This is a genomic window from Mycobacterium liflandii (assembly GCF_022354805.1).
Taxonomy (GTDB): domain Bacteria; phylum Actinomycetota; class Actinomycetes; order Mycobacteriales; family Mycobacteriaceae; genus Mycobacterium; species Mycobacterium marinum.
In genome coordinates this window covers 291,223-312,577 of the sequence record NZ_CP023138.1, presented here as the reverse complement: position 1 = coordinate 312,577, position 21,355 = coordinate 291,223, and the positions used below count along the sequence as shown (strand labels likewise).

General features: G+C 66.9%; 13 protein-coding genes, 2 tRNA genes and 3 pseudogenes. 10 read left to right on the top strand and 8 right to left on the bottom strand.

The window, feature by feature from the left end; all coding sequences use genetic code 11:
• Window position 1 precedes the first annotated feature (1 nt).
• The gene (locus CKW46_RS01530) at window positions 2-460 is read right to left on the bottom strand and encodes a DUF4334 domain-containing protein (protein WP_015357607.1); all 459 of its coding nucleotides are present in this window, start codon (window positions 458-460) and stop codon (window positions 2-4) included.
• Window positions 457-1,542, bottom strand: coding sequence for an aromatic amino acid aminotransferase (locus tag CKW46_RS01525; RefSeq protein WP_015357606.1), 1,086 nt, complete (start codon window positions 1,540-1,542; stop codon window positions 457-459). The genes CKW46_RS01530 and CKW46_RS01525 overlap by 4 nt, the downstream gene beginning before the upstream one ends.
• A gap of 86 nt (window positions 1,543-1,628) precedes the next feature.
• Here CKW46_RS01525 and CKW46_RS01520 point away from each other — a divergent pair.
• Window positions 1,629-1,717 (top strand) — tRNA-Ser (locus tag CKW46_RS01520).
• A 32-nt stretch (window positions 1,718-1,749) separates the two neighbouring features.
• Window positions 1,750-1,822, top strand: a tRNA-Arg gene (locus CKW46_RS01515).
• Between the two features lie 105 nt (window positions 1,823-1,927).
• On the opposite strand, the gene CKW46_RS01510 is transcribed toward CKW46_RS01515, so the two are convergent.
• Both CKW46_RS01510 and CKW46_RS01505 read right to left on the bottom strand, forming a co-directional pair.
• Window positions 1,928-2,956, bottom strand: a complete 1,029-nt coding sequence (locus tag CKW46_RS01510) for a phosphotransferase family protein (protein WP_240274401.1) — start codon at window positions 2,954-2,956, stop codon at window positions 1,928-1,930.
• A 5-nt stretch (window positions 2,957-2,961) separates the two neighbouring features.
• Complete coding sequence (locus CKW46_RS01505) at window positions 2,962-3,309, bottom strand: nuclear transport factor 2 family protein (RefSeq protein WP_015357604.1); 348 nt, start codon at window positions 3,307-3,309, stop codon at window positions 2,962-2,964.
• 124 nt (window positions 3,310-3,433) lie between these two features.
• On the opposite strand from CKW46_RS01505, the gene CKW46_RS01500 reads away from it, so the two are divergent.
• From CKW46_RS01500 to CKW46_RS01485, 4 genes and pseudogenes are all read left to right on the top strand, one after another.
• On the top strand, window positions 3,434-4,378 hold the full coding sequence (locus CKW46_RS01500; protein WP_482052701.1) for a class I SAM-dependent methyltransferase: 945 nt from the start codon (window positions 3,434-3,436) through the stop codon (window positions 4,376-4,378).
• Window positions 4,379-4,552: 174 nt separating this feature from the next.
• Window positions 4,553-6,034, top strand: a complete 1,482-nt coding sequence (locus CKW46_RS01495; RefSeq protein WP_482053499.1) for a PE family protein — start codon at window positions 4,553-4,555, stop codon at window positions 6,032-6,034.
• Between the two features lie 157 nt (window positions 6,035-6,191).
• Window positions 6,192-7,395: pseudogene (locus CKW46_RS01490) on the top strand (ISAs1-like element IS2404/ISMul1 family transposase).
• Window positions 7,396-7,463: 68 nt separating this feature from the next.
• Window positions 7,464-7,973 (top strand): adenosine-specific kinase, encoded by a 510-nt coding sequence (locus CKW46_RS01485; protein WP_015357601.1) that lies wholly within the window; start codon window positions 7,464-7,466, stop codon window positions 7,971-7,973.
• A 16-nt stretch (window positions 7,974-7,989) separates the two neighbouring features.
• Here the strand turns inward: CKW46_RS01485 and CKW46_RS01480 are convergent, their stop codons facing one another.
• The gene (locus CKW46_RS01480) at window positions 7,990-9,792 is read right to left on the bottom strand and encodes an AMP-dependent synthetase/ligase (RefSeq protein ID WP_482052700.1); all 1,803 of its coding nucleotides are present in this window, start codon (window positions 9,790-9,792) and stop codon (window positions 7,990-7,992) included.
• Between the two features lie 259 nt (window positions 9,793-10,051).
• Between CKW46_RS01480 and CKW46_RS01475 the strand changes: the two genes are divergently transcribed.
• The gene (locus CKW46_RS01475) at window positions 10,052-11,071 is read left to right on the top strand and encodes an AraC family transcriptional regulator (protein WP_482052699.1); all 1,020 of its coding nucleotides are present in this window, start codon (window positions 10,052-10,054) and stop codon (window positions 11,069-11,071) included.
• A gap of 91 nt (window positions 11,072-11,162) precedes the next feature.
• On the opposite strand, the pseudogene CKW46_RS01470 reads toward CKW46_RS01475, so the two are convergent.
• Window positions 11,163-12,512, bottom strand: a pseudogene (locus tag CKW46_RS01470) (WS/DGAT/MGAT family O-acyltransferase).
• Between the two features lie 52 nt (window positions 12,513-12,564).
• Window positions 12,565-14,064, bottom strand: a complete 1,500-nt coding sequence (locus CKW46_RS01465; RefSeq protein ID WP_117437192.1) for a flavin-containing monooxygenase — start codon at window positions 14,062-14,064, stop codon at window positions 12,565-12,567.
• A gap of 305 nt (window positions 14,065-14,369) precedes the next feature.
• On the opposite strand from CKW46_RS01465, the pseudogene CKW46_RS01460 reads away from it, so the two are divergent.
• Together CKW46_RS01460 and CKW46_RS01455 are read left to right on the top strand one after the other, a co-directional pair.
• Window positions 14,370-15,454: pseudogene (locus CKW46_RS01460) on the top strand (NAD(P)H-dependent amine dehydrogenase family protein).
• On the top strand, window positions 15,451-16,224 hold the full coding sequence (locus tag CKW46_RS01455) for an SDR family NAD(P)-dependent oxidoreductase (protein ID WP_015357595.1): 774 nt from the start codon (window positions 15,451-15,453) through the stop codon (window positions 16,222-16,224). The pseudogene CKW46_RS01460 and the gene CKW46_RS01455 overlap by 4 nt, the downstream one beginning before the upstream one ends.
• A 34-nt stretch (window positions 16,225-16,258) precedes the next feature.
• Here CKW46_RS01455 and CKW46_RS01450 read toward each other — a convergent pair whose 3' ends face one another.
• A complete protein-coding gene (locus tag CKW46_RS01450; protein WP_015357594.1) occupies window positions 16,259-17,293 on the bottom strand; it encodes a D-2-hydroxyacid dehydrogenase family protein in 1,035 nt (344 codons plus the stop codon).
• Window positions 17,294-17,415: 122 nt separating this feature from the next.
• Here CKW46_RS01450 and CKW46_RS01445 point away from each other — a divergent pair, with 122 nt between their 5' ends.
• The gene (locus CKW46_RS01445) at window positions 17,416-21,342 is read left to right on the top strand and encodes a Pls/PosA family non-ribosomal peptide synthetase (RefSeq protein ID WP_020726918.1); all 3,927 of its coding nucleotides are present in this window, start codon (window positions 17,416-17,418) and stop codon (window positions 21,340-21,342) included.
• Window positions 21,343-21,355 lie beyond the last annotated feature (13 nt).

Here is a 21,355-nt window from a genome sequence, read left to right as displayed (position 1 = left end):
CCTACACCCGTTCCAGATAGAAGTAGTAGTAGCGGCCGTTATCGAGAACGCCTTTGCCGTTCATGATGCCCATCACCGCGTCGTCGTCGATCCGCTTGAAGTGGTCGTGCACGGGCTGGCCGTCGTAGACCATCGTGGCGGTGGTTTCGCCCCGAAAGTCCTCGAGCCACAGGCTGGCCTCGCCCTTGCCCATCGCCACGTTGGAGAACTTCTGCCCATCGGCGTCCAGGCACACCAGCGGCTGCACATCGGTGGGGGAGGTGAAGGTCTTGCCGAACCAGCGGGCCTTTTCCAACTGCCCGTTCATCTTGTGACCGGTGTCGAACTCACCGCCCTTCCACTCGCCGATCATGCCGTCGATGCTTGCCGGTTCCAGGGTCGCCCAGAAGTCGTCGAGCTCGGCATCCGGAATCGCACCCACACGGTTTTTGAACTCGGTGAACGTGTCACGGGCGTTCATCGCGCACCGTCGCGGTGGGTGATCCAGCAGCGGGCGAACCGCAGCAGGGCGTCGTTCTCTTCGGGAGCGGCAATGGTGACTCGCACCCCGTCGGCCCCGTAAGGGCGGACCACGATGTGCGCCTTGGCGGCCTGTGTGACGAAGTCGGTGGTCCGGTCTTCCAGCGGTAGCCACACGAAGTTGGCCTGTGACGGCGGCACGGTGAAGCCGGCGGCACGCAGTTCGGCGCTGACCCTGCCGCGTTCGGCCACCACCGCGTCGGTGCGGGCCAACAGCTCATCGGCGGCCTGCACCGAGGCGATGGCCGCGGCCTGGGCGAGGCTGGACACGGTGAACGGCACGTAGACTTTGTCCAGCGCGGCGATCACGTCGGGCTGCCCCACCGCGTAGCCGACGCGCAGGCCCGCCAGGCCGTACGCCTTGGAGAAGGTCCGCAAGACCACGACGTTGCTGTGAGTGCGGACCAGGTGCGGGTTGTCGGGAACCGTGCCGTCGCGCAGGTACTCGACGTAGGCCTCGTCGATGGCGACCAGGATGTGCGGCGGAACCGAGCGAACGAACTCGGCGAGAGCCTCCGGCTGCACCACCGTCGACGTCGGGTTGTTCGGGTTGCAGACGATGATCAGCCGGGTGCGCTCGGTCACCGCGGCCAGCATCGCCTCGAGGTCGAAGGTGTGGTTGGTCAGCGGCACCTGAATGGCGGTGGCGCCGGCCACCTGCACCTGGGGTGGGTAGAGCTCGAAGCTGCGCCACCCGAAAATCACCTCGTCTCCCACCGACGCGGTGATCTGCACCAGCTGCTGGCACAGACTCACCGAACCGCACCCGACGGCGATGTGCTCGGGGCCGAAGTCCGCCGCGCTCAGCGAGCTGACGTGGCGGGCCAACGCCGCCTTGACCGCAAGGCAGCCGTTGTCGGGGTAGCGGTTGATCGACTGGGTGGCGTGTTCGATGGCCGCGCGCACGCTGGGCAGGGGGCCGAACACCGTCTCATTGCTGGCCAGTTTGATGGCTCCCGGCACTGTTTTGCCGGGAACGTAGACTGGCAACCCGGCCAATACGGGGCGTAGGCGGGCGGTCACTTCGACAGCATATGTTGCGGCTGTGTACGCTAAGCCTCCGGCGGCTCGGGGTGTTCCCAGCGTCGGGTACCCTCAGGAAGTCCAAAGGAGGCGTGCCAGAGCGGCCGAATGGGGCTCACTGCTAATGAGTTGTCCCCCTTCAAGGGGACCGGAGGTTCAAATCCTCTCGCCTCCGCGCGGTTCCTTCGGGGACACAACTGAACATCGGCGCCCGTAGCTCAACGGATAGAGCATCTGACTACGGATCAGAAGGTTAGGGGTTCGAATCCCTTCGGGCGCGCTTGATGATGTCTGAGGACATCCGAGTTGGCGGGAATCGGCCCGAATCCTCGACGGGGGTTCGGGCTTTTCTGCGTCGGCGCCGCGCCGCCGCCCGGGTTGCGGGCTAGGCGCCGATCAGCCCCAGTGCCCGTTCGAACAGGTGCACTGTGGCGGCATGGAGCTGATCGCCCACTTCTTTCTCGGCCTGGCCCGCGCAGGCGCGTGCCAGCGTGCCCTCGATGACGATGCCCAGCTTGAAGCAGGCCAGCACGGTGTACCAGGTGATGTGAGATAGATCTCGCGTGGTGTTGGCCGCATATCGCTGCAGCAGATCGTCGGTGCTGGCCAACCCGTCCTGGGCGCCCAGGGCGTGGCCGAACACGCTGGCCCCGTCGGACTGCCGCCAGGTGGCCAGCAGCCAGCCCAGATCCAGCAGCGGGTCGCCGATGGTGCACATCTCCCAATCGCAGATGGCCACCACCTCCGGCCCGGTGCGGGAGAACATGACATTGGCCATGTGGTAATCGCCGTGCAGGATGCCGGGCGTCCACGCCGTCGGGCGATGGCTGTCCAGCCAGCAGGACACTTCCCCGATGCCGGGGATGTCGGGTCCCGGGTAGCCGTCGTACTGCTGATAGGACTCCAGTTCGGCAAGCCAGCGCGGCACCTGGCGTTCCAGAAATCCCGCCGGCTTGCCGAAGTCGGCGAGACCCACGGCGGCATGGTCGACCGCGCCGAGCTTGGCCAGCGCGTCGGCCATCGACAGGCCCATCTGAAACCGGATGCTCGCGTCCCCGGCGTGCAGCGGCGGCAGCCCTTCACCGGCATTGAAGCCTTCGACGGGTTCCATCAGATAGAAGACCGCATCACCGAGCACCGTGAGGTCCGGGCAGGCGGCGATCAAACGTGGGTGTGGAACGTCGGTGCCGGCCAGCGCCGCAAGCACCTTGGTCTCGCGCAGGATCACGCTGTTGCTGCGCGGACGCAGGTGGCGGGGGCCGCGGCGCAGCACGTAGGTGCGTCCGGAGCGGGTGAACCGCAGCATCACGTTCTGTGTTCCACCGGTGACCGCGCAGACGTCGTACAAGGGACCTTCACCCAGTCCCTGCCCGGACATCCATTCCGCGACCGCGTCGGGATCCACCGGGTGCATCGGCGTCAGCCCTTGGCTTGTGGCGTGTATCGAACCGTTTGGGCCCGGATCATGCCGCCGTCGAAGATGAAGGTGTCCACGCCGTCGTCCACGCGGTGGTGCGCGGAATCGGCGGCCCATTCCAGGAACAACAGGTCGCCGTCGAAGACTTGGGATTTCAGGTCCCAGGTGGCCCCGGGCAGGTCGTCGAGCAACTTGACGAACACCTGGCGGATGGCATCCTTGCCGCGCGCGACACCCGCAGCGGTCAGGAGCACGGAGTCGTCGTCGTAGTCGGCGATGATCTCGTCGAGGTCACCGGCGGCGAGCGCGCGGCCGTGGTGGGCGAATACTTCCTGCGGCGTCCGTGTCATGGTGCTCCCTTGCAACCTGTAGACCCTCTGGGAAAAAGCGTAGGACACTCCCGGCGAGCGGCCACGGCCCGCGGCGGCTGCAAGACTGGATGGCTGGAACCCATTTCTGCTTGGGAGGCTGGCAATGCCACGAACCGACAATGATTCCTGGACCATCACCGAGAGCGTCGGAGCCACCGCCTTGGGTGTGGCAGCCGCCCGGGCCGCGGAGACCGAGAGCGAGAACCCCCTCATCGAGGACCCGTTCGCGCGAGTCTTTGTCGACGCCGCCGGCGATGGCATGTGGAGCATGTTCGCCAACCCCGCTTTGCTGGCCGGCGCATCAGAAATCGAGTCACAGGTGGGGGCGCGGGTCCGCCAGATGATCGACTTCATGGCGACGCGGACGGCGTTCTTCGACGAGTTCTTTCTGGGTGCCGCCGACGCCGGTGTGCGGCAGGTGGTGATCCTGGCGTCCGGTCTGGATTCCCGCGCCTGGCGGTTGCCGTGGCCGGACGGCACCGTCGTATACGAGCTTGATCAGCCCAGGGTGCTGGAATTCAAGTCCGCCACATTGCGTCAGCACGGTGCCCGGCCGACGGCGCAACTGATGAATATCCCGATAGATCTGCGCCAAGACTGGCCAGCGGCCTTGTTGGACAGCGGTTTTGACGCGTCTAAGCCGACTGCCTGGTCGGCGGAAGGGCTGGTGCGCTACCTTCCGGCGCGGGCTCAGGATCTGCTGTTCGAGCGCATCGATACGCTCAGCCCCGCCGGAAGCTGGCTGGCAACCAACGTGCCCCAGGAAGGCTTCTTGGATCCCGATCTGGTGCGCCGTCAACACGAGGAAATGCAGCGGATGCGAGCGGCGGCCGGCCGACTGGTGGAGATCCAGATGCCGGCCGTCGAAGACCTTTGGTACGCCGAAGAGCGCACCCCGGTCGCGGATTGGCTGGGTGAGCACGGCTGGCGCGCGTCGGCCACGACCTCGGCCGAATTGCTGACCCGCTACGGGCGTCCGGTGCCCGACGATGCCGAAGGACCCGTCCCGCCCACCCTTTTCGTGTCCGCACACCGGCCCGCGGCCTGATTAGCGCACGCCCGAACGCATTTAATGCGCAATTTATCCAAGAGATGAACGACGCTCACGGGTTCGGCTTAGGTTGGAATGGAAATGTAGTCGGTCTAGGGATTTCAACGTAATCGGCTGCGCTTCCGGAATGCCCACGATTGCCGACCACGGATGGAGGCAGCGTTGTCTCAGATGCCGCACATCGCGGTCGCCCCAGATCTTGTCGCTTCGGCCGCGAACCAGCGGGAGCGCATCGGTTCGGCGCTCAGCGCAGCAAATCTGACCGCCGCGGCGCCGACAACGACGGTGATGGCCGCCGGTGCTGACGAAGTGTCCACGGCCGTGGCCGCACTCTTCGGCGGGCACGCCCAGGAGCATCAGGCTTTGGTTGCCCGGGCGGAAGCCTTCCATCAGCAGTTTGTCCAGTTGATGACAACGGGTGCCGGGTCGTACGCGGCGGCCGAGGCGGCGAACACCACCCCCCTGCAGGCCGTCGGCCAGGAATTGCTGGCAGCGATCAATGGCCCCACCCAGGCCATCTTCGGGCGTCCGCTGATCGGCGACGGTGCCGCCGGGACGGCGACCGACCCCAACGGTGGCGCCGGAGGGCTGTTGTACGGCAACGGCGGCAATGGCTACTCCGAAACGACGGCCGGAGTAGCGGGGGGCGCCGGTGGCGCTGCCGGGTTGATCGGCAACGGCGGAAGTGGCGGGAACGGTGGAATCGGCGCCGCGGGCGGCGCCGGCGGCAGCGGTGGGTGGTTGTGCGGCAATGGCGGTGCTGGCGGGCAAGGCGGTGCTGGCGCGGCCGCGGTGGACGGCCTTGGCGTTGGCAATGGCGGGAGCGGGGGAGTCGGTGGTGCCGCCGGGCTCTTCGGTTCGGGAGGCGCGGGTGGCTCCGGCGGGGTCGGTGGGCTGAACGCCGGTGCCCAAGGCGTCTTCGATATCAGCGCCGGTGATGGTGGCGCCGGTGGCCATGGCGGCCATGGCGGTCTGCTGTATGGCTCGGGAGGTACCGGTGGACAGGGCGGTGGCGGCGGCGACGGGTTCCTCGCCACAAATGCCGACGGCGCCACCGGTGTGGTCGACTTCATGGGTGGGAGCGCAGCGGCCGGTTCCGCCGGCAACGGCGGGGCGGGCGGTGCCGCCGGACTGTTCGGTGCCGGCGGGGCGGGTGGTGCCGGTGGCATCGGCGGGCTCGCCGGGCCTACCGACAACGGTGATTTCATCATCGCGAGCTCTAGTTCAACAATCACGATCGGTTCCCTATTCGGCACTGGGGGAACCGGTGGCGATGGGGGAATCGGTGGCCACGGCGGATGGCTATTCGGCAACGCCGGCGCCGGTGGGCCAGGGGGATCCGGCGGTGCTGGAACCTACATCAGCCCAAGCGGCCGCCTCACCGTGGCGGAGTTTGCCGGCGGTGTGGGTGGTGGCGGTGGAGCCGGTGGAGGCGCGGGTGTCTTCGGCAATGGCGGCCTCGGCGGCCTCGGCGGGGCCGGCGGGGTAAGCGGCGACCACTCCGGTGGGAACGGTGGTGAGGGCGGCAACGGCGGTGATGCTCAGTTCGGCGGCCACGACGGAGCCGGGGGCCCAGGGGGTACCGGCGGCGGGGGAACCGCCGATGACGGCGTTGCCGGTTCGAATGGTTCGCCAGGACTGTTTTTCGGCTGAGCTGACCGAATACCCAGGGCTCCGGCGTTGTTGATTAGCAGGCTTGTGAGCTGTGTTGATGATCTTTGGTGCCGCGCTATTGGGGCCGGAGTGTAGGCACGGGCTATCTGGAGAACGATCGAGTTGGTTACTGTTCGTCGTTGGTCTGGAGTTGCCCGTGCCTACCGTTTCAGTATTGCCTGTGTCGTCGGTTCCAGAGGTGTTCGACCGCTGGAGTCCTGGTGAGCGCAGCGAGCTCATCGGATCGGAGTTTCTCGATGTGTTGGCCTCGGTGCCAGACCCGAGGGACCCACGCGGTCGGAGGTATTCGCTGATGGCTTTGTTGGCGATCGCGGTTCTGGCCACTGCCGCGGGGATGCGCGGCTATGCTGGTTTTGCCACATGGGCGGCCACCGCTCCCGATGATGTGTTGGCCTAATTAGGGGTCCGGTTCCGGCGGCCCAGTGAGAAGACCTTCCGCGCTGTTTTGTCTCGGCTAGACCCCGCCGACCTCAACGCCAGGATGGGCAGTTACTTCACTGCACACGTGGCCAGCAGCGACCCCAGTGGATTGGTGCCGATCGCGTTGGACGGCAAGATGCTGCGTGGTGCCTTTACGCGCCAAAGCGACAGCCACGCATCTCGTGTCGGTGTTCGCCCACCGTGCCCGATTGGTGCTCGGTCAACTCGCTGTCGCCGAGAAAAGCAATGAAATTCCCTGCGTACGTGCCCTGCTCACGCTGCTGCCGGGTAGCTTGCGGTGGCTGGTCACCGTGGATGCGATGCATACCCAGGTCGTCACCGCGAAGTTGATCTGCGCCACCTTGAAGTCGCACTACCTGATGATCGTCAAGTCCAACCAAGCCAAAATACTTGCGCGTATCACCGCGCTGCCCTGGGCCGAGGTGCCCGCAGCCGCTACCGACGACTCCCGCGGCCACGGCCGTGTCGAGACCCGCACCCTGCAAATCATCACCGCTGTACGAGGAATCGGCTTCCCCTACGCAAAACAAATCATCCGGATCACTCGTGAACGCTTGATCACCGCCACCGACCAGCGCAGCGTGGAGGTGGTCTATGCCATCTGCAGCCTGCCGTTCGAGCACGCCCGCCCTACCGCGATCATGACCTGGATGCGTCAACACTGGGGAATCGAGAACAGCCTGCACTGGATACGCGACGTCACCTTCGACGAAGACCGTCAAAGGGCACATACCGGAAACGGCGCACAGGTCCTAGCAACGCTACGCAACACCGCGATCAATCTGCACCGCCTCAACGGCGCCGACAACATCGCCGAAGCCTGCCGGATCACCGCTTTGACCGCCAACCGCCGCCTAGACCTCCTCAATCCACAATTCCCCAGCTCACAAGCCTGCTAATCAACAACGCCGGAGCCCTGCTGATCACCCGCGGGCCGAATCGCCGGAATTGATGGCAGCATGGAACCGTGACGGGAAAGGTTTCCACGACGACGGTGTCCTGGGATGTGGTTTCGGTTGACAAGCCCGAGGATGTCAACGTCGTCATCGGCCAGGCGCACTTCATCAAGACGGTCGACGATCTGCATGAAGCCCTGGTCGGGGTCAGCCCGTCGCTGCGGTTCGGGCTGGCCTTTTGCGAGGCGTCGGGCCCACGCTTGGTCCGCCGCACCGGCAACGACGCCGAGTTGGTCGACCTTGCCACCGACACCGCCCTGGCCATCGCGGCCGGCTACAGCTTTGTGATCTTCCTGCGCGAGGGCTTCCCGGTGAACATTCTCAACCCGGTCAAGGCGGTGCCCGAGGTCTGCACGATCTTCTGCGCCACCGTCAATCCCGTGGAAATCGTGGTCGCGGCGACTCCCCGGGGTCGCGGCATCGCCGCGGTGATCGACGGCCAGACGCCGCTGGGCGTGGAGACCGACGTGGATGTGACCGAGCGGCGCGAACTGCTTCGCGCCATCGGCTACAAACTTTGACGGCCTCGCGCCGCGGTCACTGCTTGCGGTAGAGCGAATCGATCTCGCCGGCGAATCGTTCGGCGACCACGTTGCGCTTCACCTTCAGCGTGGGGGTCAGCTCACCGGTGAGGACGGTGAAGTCCACCGGCAGGATGCAGAACTTGCGGATTGATTCCGCTTGGGAGACCACCTGATTAGCCTGTTTGACGGCCTGATCGATCTCGGCGGTGAGGTCGGGGTCATCGATGAGGTCCGCAACCGAGGCGGCGGCGGCCTTGCTGTGGTGCTGCTTCCAGACCTCGAAGCCTTCCGGATCGATGGCGATCAGCGCGCCGACGAAGGGCCGGTTGTCCCCGACCACCATCGCCTGGCTGATCAGCGGGTGCGCCCGCAGCTGGTCTTCGAGGACCGCCGGTGCCACGTTCTTGCCGCCGGCGGTCACGATGATCTCCTTCTTGCGACCGACGATCGACAAGAATCCGGCGTCGTCGACCGACCCCAGGTCACCGGTGTGGAACCACCCATCGACGATCGCCTCGGCGGTGGCCTTCTCGTTGTGCCAATAGCCGGTGAACACCACCCCGCCGCGGACCAGCACCTCGCCGTCCTCGGCGATCGCCATGCTGTTGCCGGGCAACAGGTTTCCGACCGTGCCCACTCGCTCTTGACCGATCCGGTTGGCGGTGATGGCAGCGCTGGTTTCGGTCAGTCCGTAGCCCTCGTAGATCGTCAGCCCGATGCCGCGGTAGAAGTGACACAACCGGGTGCCCAGCGGCGCTCCCCCGGAGACGGCGGCGTGACAATCGCCGCCCAGCGCCGAGCGCAGCTTCTCGTACACCAGCCGATCGAACAGTGCATGCCGGGCCCGCAGCAACAGGCCTGCGCCGCCGGTGTCCAGCGCCTTACTCCAGGCGATCGCGGTTGCGACGGCGAGATCGAAGATCATGCCGCGGCCGCTGTCGCGAGCCTTCAACTCGGCTGTGTTGTAGACCTTTTCGAATACCCGGGGCACCGATACCACGACCGTCGGCTTGAAGACGCCCAGCGTCGCCACCAGGTTCTTGATGTCGCCGGTGTAGCCGATGGTGACTTTGTTGGCGAACGCAAACATCGACAGCGACCGGGCCAGCACATGGGCCAGCGGCAGAAATACCAGCAGTCGCTCGCCCTTGCGCAACAGCGTCGGAAAGCATGGCGCCGCGCCGCGCGCTTCGTAGAGCAGATTGGAGTGGGTCAGCTGACAGCCCTTCGGGCGCCCGGTGGTGCCCGAGGTATAGATCAGTGTCGCCGGGTCGGAGGACCGCAGCGCTGCCAGCCGGTCGTCGAGTTGGTCGCGGGCTACCGATTTCCCTGCTTCGGCGAGCTTGTCGAGCGCCGCGGGCCCATCGGAGTCGAGGTGCAAGATCTTGCGCAAGCTGGGCAACTCATCGCTGAGTTGCTTGATCAGCTGGGCATGGGCATCGGTCTCGGCGACCGCCAATACCGCCCCCGAATCCTCCAGGACCCAGCGCACTTGCTCAGCCGAAGACGTGTCGTAGATCGGCACGGTCACCGCCCCGACCGAGAGGATCGCGTAGTCGAGGATCACCCACTCGTAGCGAGTGGCCGACAAGATGGCCACCCGATCGCCGGCATTGACCCCCTCGGCGATCAAACCCAGTGCGGCGGCCCGGATCTGCTGGGCGGCCTGGGCGCAGGTCACGTCCGTCCAGGTGCCGTCGACAAGCCGCTGAAAGATCACATGATCTGGGTCGTCTCGCTCATGCGTGTACACGCAGCTGGCGACGTTGTCCTCTGCGGTAACGGTGAAATCCGCGGGAACATCCCATTCACGCATGCTCAGCAACCTCTCCCAAGTCAGATCCGAAAGTCAGATAGCGGTGCCGGGGCCAAACAACTGAGTCAAGCTCTGTCGGCTCGCACCCATTCGAGATTAGGCGCCCAGCCGCCACCTTCCCAGTACCGGCTGAAAGCCTACGTTGCGGATCGGCCCTTGTGCCGCCATTCACACTTTGACCTGTAGATATCCAGCCGACCACCGGCCACGCCGACTCTGGTCCTTGACACGACGCGAGCTTGTGCAGAGTGTCGAGTGCATGTCCGTGGTGCGCGGGACCGGGCTCTCGAACTACCCGAACCTGGTTTCCGAATTGGGCGGAGACCCGGCGGCGCTGCTGCGCGCGGCCGGTGTCTGCGAGCAAGACGTCGGCAACTACGACGCGTTCATACCGGTGCGCGCGGTCATCCGAGCGATCGAGACAGCCGCGGCCGCCACGGGCACGCACGACTTCGGGCGGCAGCTGGCGCAGCGGCAGGGCATCGAGATTCTCGGACCGGTTGGGGTGGCGGCGCGCACCGCCGCGACGGTGGCGGATGCCCTGATGATCTTTCACACCTTCATGGCCGCCTACAGTCCGGCCATCCACATCGAGATCACGCCGCTGGCCCATACGCAGCGCTCGTTCGTCGCCATCGAGATTGTGCCCGACGATCCGATCCCCTGCCCGCACACGTTGGAGCTGGCACTGGGCGTCTCGTTGGGGGTGTTCCGTTTGCTGATGGGTGCCGACTACACCCCGCTGGCGGTGCATCTGCCGCACGACCCGTTGACCCCTCCGACCACCTATGTGCGGTATTTCGAGTGCACGCCCCACTTCGCGGAGCGCCGCAGCGGATTCACGGTGCGCAGCACCGACCTGGTCCGTCCGCTGCACCGCGACGAACTGGCGCACCGCGCGGTGGTCGACTACCTGAGCAGCATCACCCCGCTGGGCGCCGGGATCGTCGAATCGGTGCGCACCATGGCCCGCCAGCTGCTGCCCACCGGGGAGGCGACACTCGAGGTGGTCGCCGCGCAATTCCACCTGCATCCCAAGACCCTGCAGCGCAGGCTTGCCGACGAATCCACCACCTTCGCCGCACTCATCGACGAGGTGCGCAAGGAGACCGCCGATCGCTACCTGCGGACCACCGCCATGAGTCTGTCGCATCTGGCGCGCGAACTCGGCTACGCCGAGCAAAGCGTGCTGACCCGCTCGTGCAAACGCTGGTTCGGAATCGGGCCGGCCGCCTATCGCGCCAAGACCCGCGTGCGGGCTACCCCGCGACGGAGATAGCGACAACGACTCTTCCGGCATCACCGACTACCGGACCGCCGCGAGTGCGGACGGTTCCCAGCCAGCGGTAGACATCGGCGCTCGAGTTACGTCACAGCCCGACCGCACGCTCCAGCTCCTTAAGCGAGGTCTCCAGATGTCCGAGCATCCGCTGCAGATGCGGCACGCTGCTGCGGCAACCGACCAGCCCGAAGTCCAGCCGGTCGGCGGTACTGGTCAACGTGATGTTGAGCGCTTGTCCGTTGATTGGCGGCGACACCGGATAGTTGCGGACCAGTCGGGCACCGTTGAAGTATCGAGGCTCCCGGACGCCGGGGACGTTGGAAATGCAGACGTTGAACGGCGGCGGTGTCACCGTCGACAGACCCGGAAGCGTATTGAGCGCAGCGGGGCTCAGCAGCAGCAGCGACAGGGCCAACGCCTGCGCCCGGGGCAGTTGTGCCAGCACCTTCTTGTTGTCGCGCATCGAGGCGTGGATGACGGCCAAGCGCTGCGCCGGATCGTCAAGATGTGTCGCCAAGTTGCACAACACCGCACCGACCATGTTGCCCCCGACCGAATCACGCTCGGTGCGCAGGCTGACCGGAACCATCGCCACCAGCGGTGCGTCGGGCAACGCGTCGTTGTCTTCCAGGTAGCAGCGCAGCGCACCCGCGCACATCGCCAGCACGACGTCGTTGAGGCTCACTCCCGCAGCGTTTTTGACCGTCTCGACGCGGTCGATGTCCCATGACTGCGCGGCGCAGCGCCGCGCTCCGCCGATGGCGACATTGAGCATGGTGCGCGGCGTTGCGAACGGCAACGTCAGCTGCTGTTCCAATAGCGCGGACCGCGCCAGGCGCAGTGACGAGGGAGCCAGCCCCGCAACCGATCCGAGCATCCCGCCGAGTTAGCGCAGCGGGCCGGGCCGGGTCTGAACCCCGCGCGGCCGCTCCGGCGCCGGCGACCAGGTAGCGCGGAAGTTGGTGTCAGCGGGATCGGCCGGAAGCGACCGGCGCATCAGCGCGAGTCCGGAGACGCCGTCGATCAGCGCGTGGTGCATCTTCGAGTAGATCGCAAAGCGCCCGTCGTTGAGGCCTTCGATGACGTGTGTCTCCCACAACGGACGATGACGATCGAGCAGGTGGGCATGCAGCCTCGAGGTCAGTTCCAGCAGCTCACGCACCCGCCCCGGAGCCGGCAGGGCCGAACGCCGCACGTGAAAGCCGAAGTCGATGTCATCGTCGACCGACCAGCCCAGATTGGTGAGCACGCCCTGAAACGATGCGGGGCGCTTGCGGAACAGCGGGGCCACCTCGCGGCAGTCGAGCATCGCCTGGTGAGTCTCATGCACGAATGCCCGTCCCGCCCCCTCGGGAGGTTCGAACAGTTGCAGCGGACCGACATGCAGCGGATGCTCGCGCGACTCTGCTGACAAGAACAGCGCGTCAACCGGTGACATCAGTTCCATCGTCTTGTTACTCCTCGTGGTGGCTCGGCCCGTCTGCGGGCAGTCAGCCCGTCAAGGCCAGCGGGGGTGTGTCGGCGGCGGCCGACGCACTGAATTGCAGGTGGTCATCGTCGACCGGACCTTCGCGCAGCGTCGCGCGGTCTGCGCGGTAGTCCATGCAGGTCCGCCATGGGCCTTCGGTGCCCTGGTGGGGGAACGCGGCGGCGGCACGCTTGACGTATCCGGCGGTGATCTCCAGCAGCGGCCTGGTTGGCATCGACGCGGGCGCGTGCGGGCGACATATGTTGTGACCGTTGGCATCCATGTGGGCCAGCAGTCGGCAGAAGTGCTCGCACACCAGCCCGACCTTGAGCGTCCATGACGAGTTGGTGTAGCCGAAGACGTAGGCGAAGTTGGGGACGTCGCTGAGCAGGAAACCCTTGAAGGCCACCTTCTGGGAGACATCGACGGGTTCACCGTCGACCGACAGGCCGATGCCGCCGAAGGCGAGCAGGTTCAGGCCGGTGGCGGTGACGATGATGTCGGCTTCCAATTCACGCCCGGACTGCAGCCGGATCCCGCGCTCGGTGAACGTCTCGATCTGGTCGGTGACCACCGAGGCCCGCCCGTCGCGAATGGCCTGGAACATGTCGGCGTCCGGCACGGCGCACAGCCGTTGATCCCAGGGGTTGTAGTCGGGCCGGAAATGCTCGTCTACCGGATACCCGGTTGGCAGCAGCCGGGCGTTGAGATGGCGGATGACTCGCCGCGCCGCCCCGGGGTAGCGCTGGCAGAAGTGCCACACGAGTCGTTGCTTGGCGACATTCTTCTTGCGGGTGAGGGCGTAGGCCCGCTTCCGGCCGACCAGCTTGGGCAACGTGTTGGCGATGCGGTCCTTGGACGGCACCGGAATGATGTAGGTCGGCGACCGCTGCAGCATCGTCACGTGGCCGGCGGTCTCGGCCATCGCCGGCACCAAGGTGACCGCCGTCGCGCCGCTACCGATGATCAGCACCCGCTTGCCCCGGTAGTCCAGGTTTTCGGGCCACTGTTGCGGGTGCACCACCTGGCCGGCAAAGCGCTCGCGGCCGGGGAACTCCGGTGTGTAGCCCTCGTCGTACCGGTAATAGCCGCTGGCGCAGAAGAACCATTCGCAGCTCATGGTCACGCGTTCGCCGGAGCAGAGGCGCTCGATCGTGACCCGCCAGCGCGCATCCCGGGTAGACCAGGCCGCCTCTATCACCTTGTGCCCGAAGCGGATCGCCCGTGCGAGGCTATTCTCTGCGACCGTCTCCCGAAGGTAGGACATGATGGCGCCGGCACTGGCGATCGCCTTCTCGTTTTCCCAGGCCTTGAACTCGTAGCTGAACGTGTGCAGATCGGACTCCGAACGAATCCCGGGGTACCGGAACAAGTCCCAGGTTCCGCCGATGTCGTTGCGCGCCTCGACGATTGCAAACGTCTTTGCCGGCTGATGTTCCTGCAGGTAGTAAGCCGCGCCGATGCCCGAGATCCCGGCACCGACGATCAACACGTCGACGTGTTCGATGCTGCTGGAGTTCATTTTCGCGTGTCCTGTTCGGGTTGGCTGGCCCCACGGACCGCATTGTCCGCAGGGCGGTGGTTGAACCACCAAGAACACTTTGCGGCAGGACACGGCCCTCAGTCTTGACAGCAAGCGACAACTTTTTGACCATCAAGGACACCGGGTACCGACTAGGTCACAGCAGGTCGGTGGTGGTTTTCAACCCCGCGTCACGGAGCGCCCGGGCCCCTTCCCCTGCCGCCGGTGCACCCGCTGCGCGCCTCCCGCCGCCGTCGTTGACAGTGCCCGCCATATCGACATACCGTGCGTTTGGGAGGTCGCCGATGAGTGGTCCCGCCAAGCTTCGAGTCATCCAATGGGCGACCGGGGCGTTGGTAAGGCCGCCATCGAGTGCATACTCAATCACCCGCAGCTCGAGCTGGCCGGTTGCTGGGTGCACAGCGCCGCCAAACACGGCCTCGACGTCGGAACGATCATCGGCGCGGCCCGGTTTGGCGTTACCGCCACCAACGACGTCGACGAGTTGCTGGCGCTGGACGCCGACTGCGTCATGTACAGTCCGCTGGTCGCCGATGAGCAAGACGTCAAAGCGATTCTGCGCTCGGGCAAGAACGTGGTCACCCCGGTTGGCTGGGTTTATCCCGACCTCAGCAAACCGCGCGTCAAAGCGGTCGCCGATGCGGCGGTTGCCGGCAGGGTGACACTGCACGGGTCAGGCATCCACCCTGGCGGCATCACCGAACGATTTCCGCTGATGGTCTCCTCGCTCTCGTCCGCGATCACCCATGTCCGCGCCGAGGAGTTCTCCGACATCCGCACCTACAACGCGCCCGATGTGGTGCGCGACATCATGGGATTCGGCGTGCCCCCTGCCCAAGCCATGCAGGGACCGATGGCGGCGCTGCTCGAATCCGGATTCAAGATGTCGGTACGAATGATCGCCGACCACATGGGATTTCACATCGACCCAACGATCAGAGCGACACACGAGATCGCCGTGGCGACCTCCGACATCGCCTCCGATGTGCTGCCCATCGCCGCGGACACCGTCGCCGGCCGCAAGTTCCGCTGGCAGGCACTCGCCGACGGAAAGCCGGTGATCACCGCCGCGGTCAACTGGCTGATGGGGCAGGCCGACATGGACCCGGACTGGTCGTTCGGGGAGCGCGGCGAACGTTTCGAGATCGAGATCACCGGCGACCCGAGCGTGAGTCTGGTGTTCAAAGGCCTGCAGCCAACATCGATTACCGAAGGGCTGCAACGAAACCCCGGCGTCGTCGCGACCGCCAATCACTGCGTCAACGCCATCCCCGTTGTCTGCGCCGCCGATCCCGGCATCGCGACCTACTTGGATCTGCCGCTGTTCGCCGGCCGGCCGGCACGAGCCAGTCGAGGTCTCGAGCGGTGAGCTACTCGCATCCGGAATCACTACGGGGGCACGTCGCGATCGTCACCGGCGCCGCCCGCGGGGTCGGCAAGGGCGTCGCGGCCGCGCTCCTCGAACGTGGTGCCGCGGTGCTGCTGGTCGACATCCTCGACCAGGCCCTGGCCGCCACCACCGCCGAACTCGATTCGACGGGTCGCGCCAAAATGCTGGTCGCCGACCTGCGCGATCCCGACAGCGCGCAGCGGATCGTCGCGGCCGCGGTCGACGCCTTCGGCACGGTACACGGCCTGGTCAACAACGCCATCGCGACCAACGAGCCCAAACCATTCGTCGAGATCACCACCGAGGATCTGGCCCTGGACCACGACGTCGGCCCGCGGGCGACGTTTCTGCTGATGCAAGCGGTGTACCCGGTGATGGTCGAGGCTGGCGGGGGCTCGATCGTGAACCTGGGCTCAGGAACCGGCACCGGCGGCGAAGCCAAGTGGGGTGGCTATGCCGCGGCCAAGGAGGCGATCCGCGGATTGTCGAAAGTCGCCGCGCTGGAGTGGGGGCGCGACAACATCCGCGTCAATGTCATCTGCCCGTTCGCCGAGTCGGATGGGGTCAAGCTCTGGAAGCAGTTCGCCCCCGATGACTACGCCAAGGCACTGCGTCGGGTTCCGATGCGGCGCATCGGCGATGTTCGCACCGACGTGGGGGCGCTGGTGGCGTTTCTGCTGAGCAGCGATGCCTCCTTCATCACCGCGCAGACGATTCACGTCGACGGCGGAACCGGCTGCTTCCGATAGCCGCCCGGTGCGCGCGGACGCACTGGCCTGCCGGTCATGACGGTGGCCGCCGAACCGCTTGCGGGTTGGCGATCCGGATGGGGGCGCCGTCCAGCCAGGCGACCACCGCTTCCACGGTGTCGGCGTAGCAGGCACTCAGCATTTCGCGGGTGACATACCCGAGGTGGGGCGACAGGGTCACGTTCGGCAGCGATCGCAACCGGTGATCGACCGGAAGCGGCTCCACGTCATAGACATCGAGTCCGGCTCCGGCGATTCGCCCGGCCTCGAGCGCACCGATCAGCGCGCCCTCGTCGGCGATCGGGCCCCGGGACGTGTTGATCAGGTAGGCGCCGGGCTTCATCGCCGCCAGCTCGCCCGCGCCGACCAAGGCCCTGGTGCGCTCCGAAAGCACCACATGGATGGACACCATATCGGATTGGGCGAAAAGCACCGGCTTGTCCACCCGGCGCACGCCGTGGGCCGCGGCGGCCTCCTCGGTGAGATTCTGGCTCCACGCGATGACGTCCATCCCGAACGCCTTCGCGTATTCGGTCATCCGCTTGCCGACCCGGCCGAGACCGAGCAGTCCGAGCGTCTTGCCGGACAGCGTCATGCCCGTGGTGGTCTGCCAGCCACCCGCACGCAGCTGACGATGCTCTTCGGCCAGGTTGCGCACCGTCGCGATCAGCAGCCCCCAGGCAAACTCAGCGGTGGCGTCGCGCGCGGCCCTGAATCGGGGATGGGCGAAGTTCGAATGAGCGACCAGCACCCCGCGCTCGGTGGCCGCGGCCAGGTCCAGGTTGGGCAGGTTCATGCCGACGATGGTGATCAGCTTCAGGCGCGGCAACCGCTCGAGCAGCGAGCGCGGAAAGGCCATCCGCTCGCGCATGGTGCACACCGCGTCGAAGGCCGCCAGCGCCTCGGCGGCCTCGGCCTGGCCAAGATGGCGGTCGAAAACGGTGAGGGTGGCCCTGCCCCGCACCGGTGACCAGTCGGCGAGGTCGGTGGCCACGCGCGCGTAGTCGTCGAGAATCGCCACCCGGGGAACGTGGTCTTGGCCGAAGCCATGCGATGCCGGCTGGCTCATTTCCAGGCCCCTATCAGCTATCGACTCGTGTACCGCCCCCTCGCCACTGCATTGTGCCCGGCCTGGCGGCGCATCACCGTGCCGCTCGAGCGGCAATCTCGCCACAGTTGAGTAGGGTTCCTATGGTGGTGACGCCCGAGATCCCCGCGCACTATCTGTTGTCGAGCGCCGCACCCAACCCGCGCACCCTGATCGACATCATCTACGAGACGGCCGCGCGGTACCCGGACGCCGCGGCGATCGACGATGGAACAGTTCAGCTCACCTACAGCGAGCTGGTCGAAGACATGGAGGCCAGCGTGGCCTGGCTCGCCGCCAGGGGCGTGGGCCGGGGCGATCGGATCGGCATCCGGATGCCATCCGGAAGCTATGGGCTGTACACCGCGATCCTGGCGATACTTGCCGCCGGCGCGGCCTACGTGCCCGTCGACGCCGATGATCCCGACGAGCGCGCCGAGCTGGTCTTCGGGGAAGCCAACGTGGTCGCGGTGATCACCGAGGGCGGCATCGAGCGAACACTCGGGGCATCGCGCGGCTGGCGCGCCGGGGCGCCGCTGGTTCGAGACGATGCGTGGATCATCTTCACCTCCGGATCCACCGGTACCCCCAAAGGCGTTGCCGTCACCCACCGCAATGCCGCCGCGTTCGTCGATGCCGAAGCCCAGATGTTCCTGCAAGATAACCCGATTGGCCCCGGCGACCGGGTGCTGGCCGGTTTGTCGGTCGCCTTCGACGCATCGTGTGAGGAGATGTGGCTGGCCTGGCGCCACGGCGCCTGTCTGGTCCCCGCGCCGCGATCGCTGGTGCGCAGCGGGATGGACCTGGGGCCCTGGCTGGTGACCCGCGACGTGACCGTGGTTTCGACCGTGCCGTCGTTGGCCGCGCTGTGGCCGGCGGAGGCACTCGAAGCGGTGCGGCTGTTGATCTTTGGCGGCGAGGCGTGCCCTCCGGAATTGGCCGAGCGGCTCGCGGTGGATGGCCGGGAACTGTGGAACACCTACGGCCCGACCGAAGCCACCGTGGTCGCGTGCGCCGCCCGGCTCGACGGCACCGGGCCGATCAGCATCGGGCTGCCGTTGCCGGGGTGGGACCTGGCCGTCGTCGACGCCAACGGTCAGCCGGTCGGCTACGGCGAAGTCGGCGAGCTGGTGATCGGTGGGGTGGGGTTGGCCCGCTACCTCGACAGCGACAAAGACGCCGAAAAGTACGCCTCGATGCCGTCCCTGGATTGGACGCGCGCCTACCGCAGCGGCGACCTGGTGCGCCTCGAACGTGACGGGCTCTACTTCTGTGGGCGCGGCGACGACCAGGTCAAAGTGGGTGGCCGGCGCATCGAGTTGGGTGAGGTCGACTCGGCGTTGGTCCACCTGGCCGGAGTCAGCGGCGGCGCGGCCGCCGTACGCCGCACCGCCACCGGCACGCCGGTGCTGGTCGGTTACGTGGTCAGCGCCGATCCCGCGTTCGACATCGCCGCGGCGCGCCGTCAACTCGCCGAACATCTGCCCGCCGCGCTGGTACCGCGCCTGGTGCAAATCGACGAGCTGCCCACCCGCACGTCGGGCAAAGTCGACCGCGATGCGCTGCCCTGGCCGCCGCCCGGCAGCAGCGACACCGAAGAGACACCCGATCTGGCCGGCACGACGGGTTGGCTGGCCGGAATGTGGCGTGACCTGCTCGGCGCCGCCATCTCCGGCCCGGAGGCCGACTTCTTTGCACTCGGCGGCGGCTCGCTGGCGGCCGCGCAGCTGGTCGCCATGCTGCGCCACCAGTATCCGCAGGTCACCGTCGCCGATCTGTATGACCATCCCCGGCTCGGATCGCTGGCCGGGTTCCTCGATGAGCTCGGGCCGCCGCCGCAGGTTGACGAACGTGTCGTTGGCCCCACCCCCCGGCTGACCCAACTGATCCAGACGGCCGCGGCGATACCGCTGACCACCTTGGCGGCGTTGCCGTGGGTGACCTGGCTGGCGGTGGGCAACAACATCGCCCATGACTTGCACCTGGTGCCGTGGACCGTGTCGGTGAACTGGTGGCTGATCGTCGTGGCGTTCGTCGCGTTCGTGACACCGTTGGGCCGGATGGGCATCGCGGTGCTGTGTGCACGCATCCTGCTGCGCAAGGTGACACCGGGCAGCTATCCCCGCGGCGGATCGGTACACCTTCGGGTGTGGTTCGCCGAGCGGCTGGCCGAGGCCAGCGGGGCCGAAAACATGGCCGGGGCCCCGTGGCTGGTCTACTACGCCCGCGCGCTGGGCGCCGACATCGGCAAGGGCGTCGACCTGCAGGCGATGCCGCCGGTCACCGGACTACTGACGGTGGGGCACCGCAGCGCGATCGAGCCCGAGGTGGACCTGTGCGGACACTGGATCGACGGCGACCTGTTTCACGTCGGCGCCATCACGATCGGCAACGACGCAACGATCGGGTCGCGAACCACACTGTTGCCCGGCGCGGTGGTCGGCAAGAACGCCGATGTGGCACCCGGCTCCGGGGTGATCGACAAGATCAAGAACGGCCAGTACTGGAAGGGGTCACCCGCGGCCAAATCAGGCCGGGTCAATCACCCGTGGCCGGACCAGCGACCGCCGCGCCGAGGGCAGTGGGTGGCCGTGTACGGGTTGACCTCGCTGCTGCTTGCCGGTCTGCCGCTGCTGGCCGCGGTCACCGGCCTTGCGGTGATCGCGGCGGCGGTCCGGCACACCCGCAGCCTGTCCCAAGCGGTGCTGCCGGCGCTGTTGTGGACCCCGGTCGCGACGCTGGCCGCCACCGCCGTCTACGTGCTGGTGACGGTGCTGGCGGTGCGCGCGATGTCGATCGGGCTGCGCGCGGGCTACCACCCGGTACGCAGCCGGACGGGCTGGCAACTGTGGACGACCGAGCGGCTGATGGACGCTGCCCGCAACTATCTGTTCCCGCTGTATGCCAGCCTGCTGACGCCGATCTGGTTGCGGATACTGGGCGCCAAGGTGGGCCGCGGCACCGAGATCTCCACCGCCCTGGTGATCCCCAAGTTCACCGTGATCGAGGATGGCGCGTTCCTGGCCGACGACACCATGGTCGCCGCATACGAACTGGGCGGCGGCTGGATATATGCCGCGCCGACGACGGTGGGCCGGCGGGCGTTCTTGGGCAATTCGGGCATCACCCAACCGGGCCGGCGCGTCCCCGACGACGGGCTGGTGGCGGTGCTGTCGGCTACGCCGCCCAAGGCCAAACGCGGCTCCTCCTGGTTGGGCAGCCCGCCAATGAGGTTGCGGCGCAAGCCCGCCGAAGCCGATGCCGCGACCACCTTTGAACCGCCCCTGCGGTTGAAGCTGATGCGGGCCGCGGTGGAGACATGCCGGCTGCTCCCCATGATGGTGACCGTCGCGATCGGCCTGGCCGTGCTGGGCGGTCTGCAGGCGGTGGTGTTGGCGTTCGGGCCGTCAGGGATTTGGTGGGCCGCGCTGCTGGGCGGATTGGTTCTGCTGGCCGCCGGTGCCGTCGCCGGGGTGATCTCGGTCGTGGTGAAATGGCTGGTTGTCGGCCGGATCAAGGCCAGCGAATATCCCCTGTGGTCGTCGTTCGTGTGGCGCAACGAGCTGGCCGATACGTTCGTCGAAACCGTCGCGGCTCCGTGGTTCGCCCGCGCGGCCGGCGGCACACCCGTGCTGAACATGTGGCTGCGTGGCCTGGGGGCCCACATCGGCCGCGGGGTGTGGTGTGAAAGTTACTGGCTGCCGGAGGCGGACCTGGTGACCCTCGGCGCGGGATCCACCGTCAACCGCGGCTGCGTGGTGCAGACCCATCTCTTCCACGACCGAATCATGCGGATGGACAGCGTCGTTCTGGAACCCGGCGCGACCCTCGGCCCGCATTGTGTGGCGTTGCCCGCGGCCCGGTTGGGCTCGGGCGCGACGGTCGGTCCGGCCTCACTTGTTGTCCGCGGCGACGAGGTACCCGGGTCGACGCGCTGGCAGGGCAATCCGATCAGGCCGTGGCAGACTCGCCGCAAGAAGTCCAGCGGCACAAAACAATCCGAAGGCGGCGCAAAGGACACTGCCGCGTGAAAGCATCCGCCAA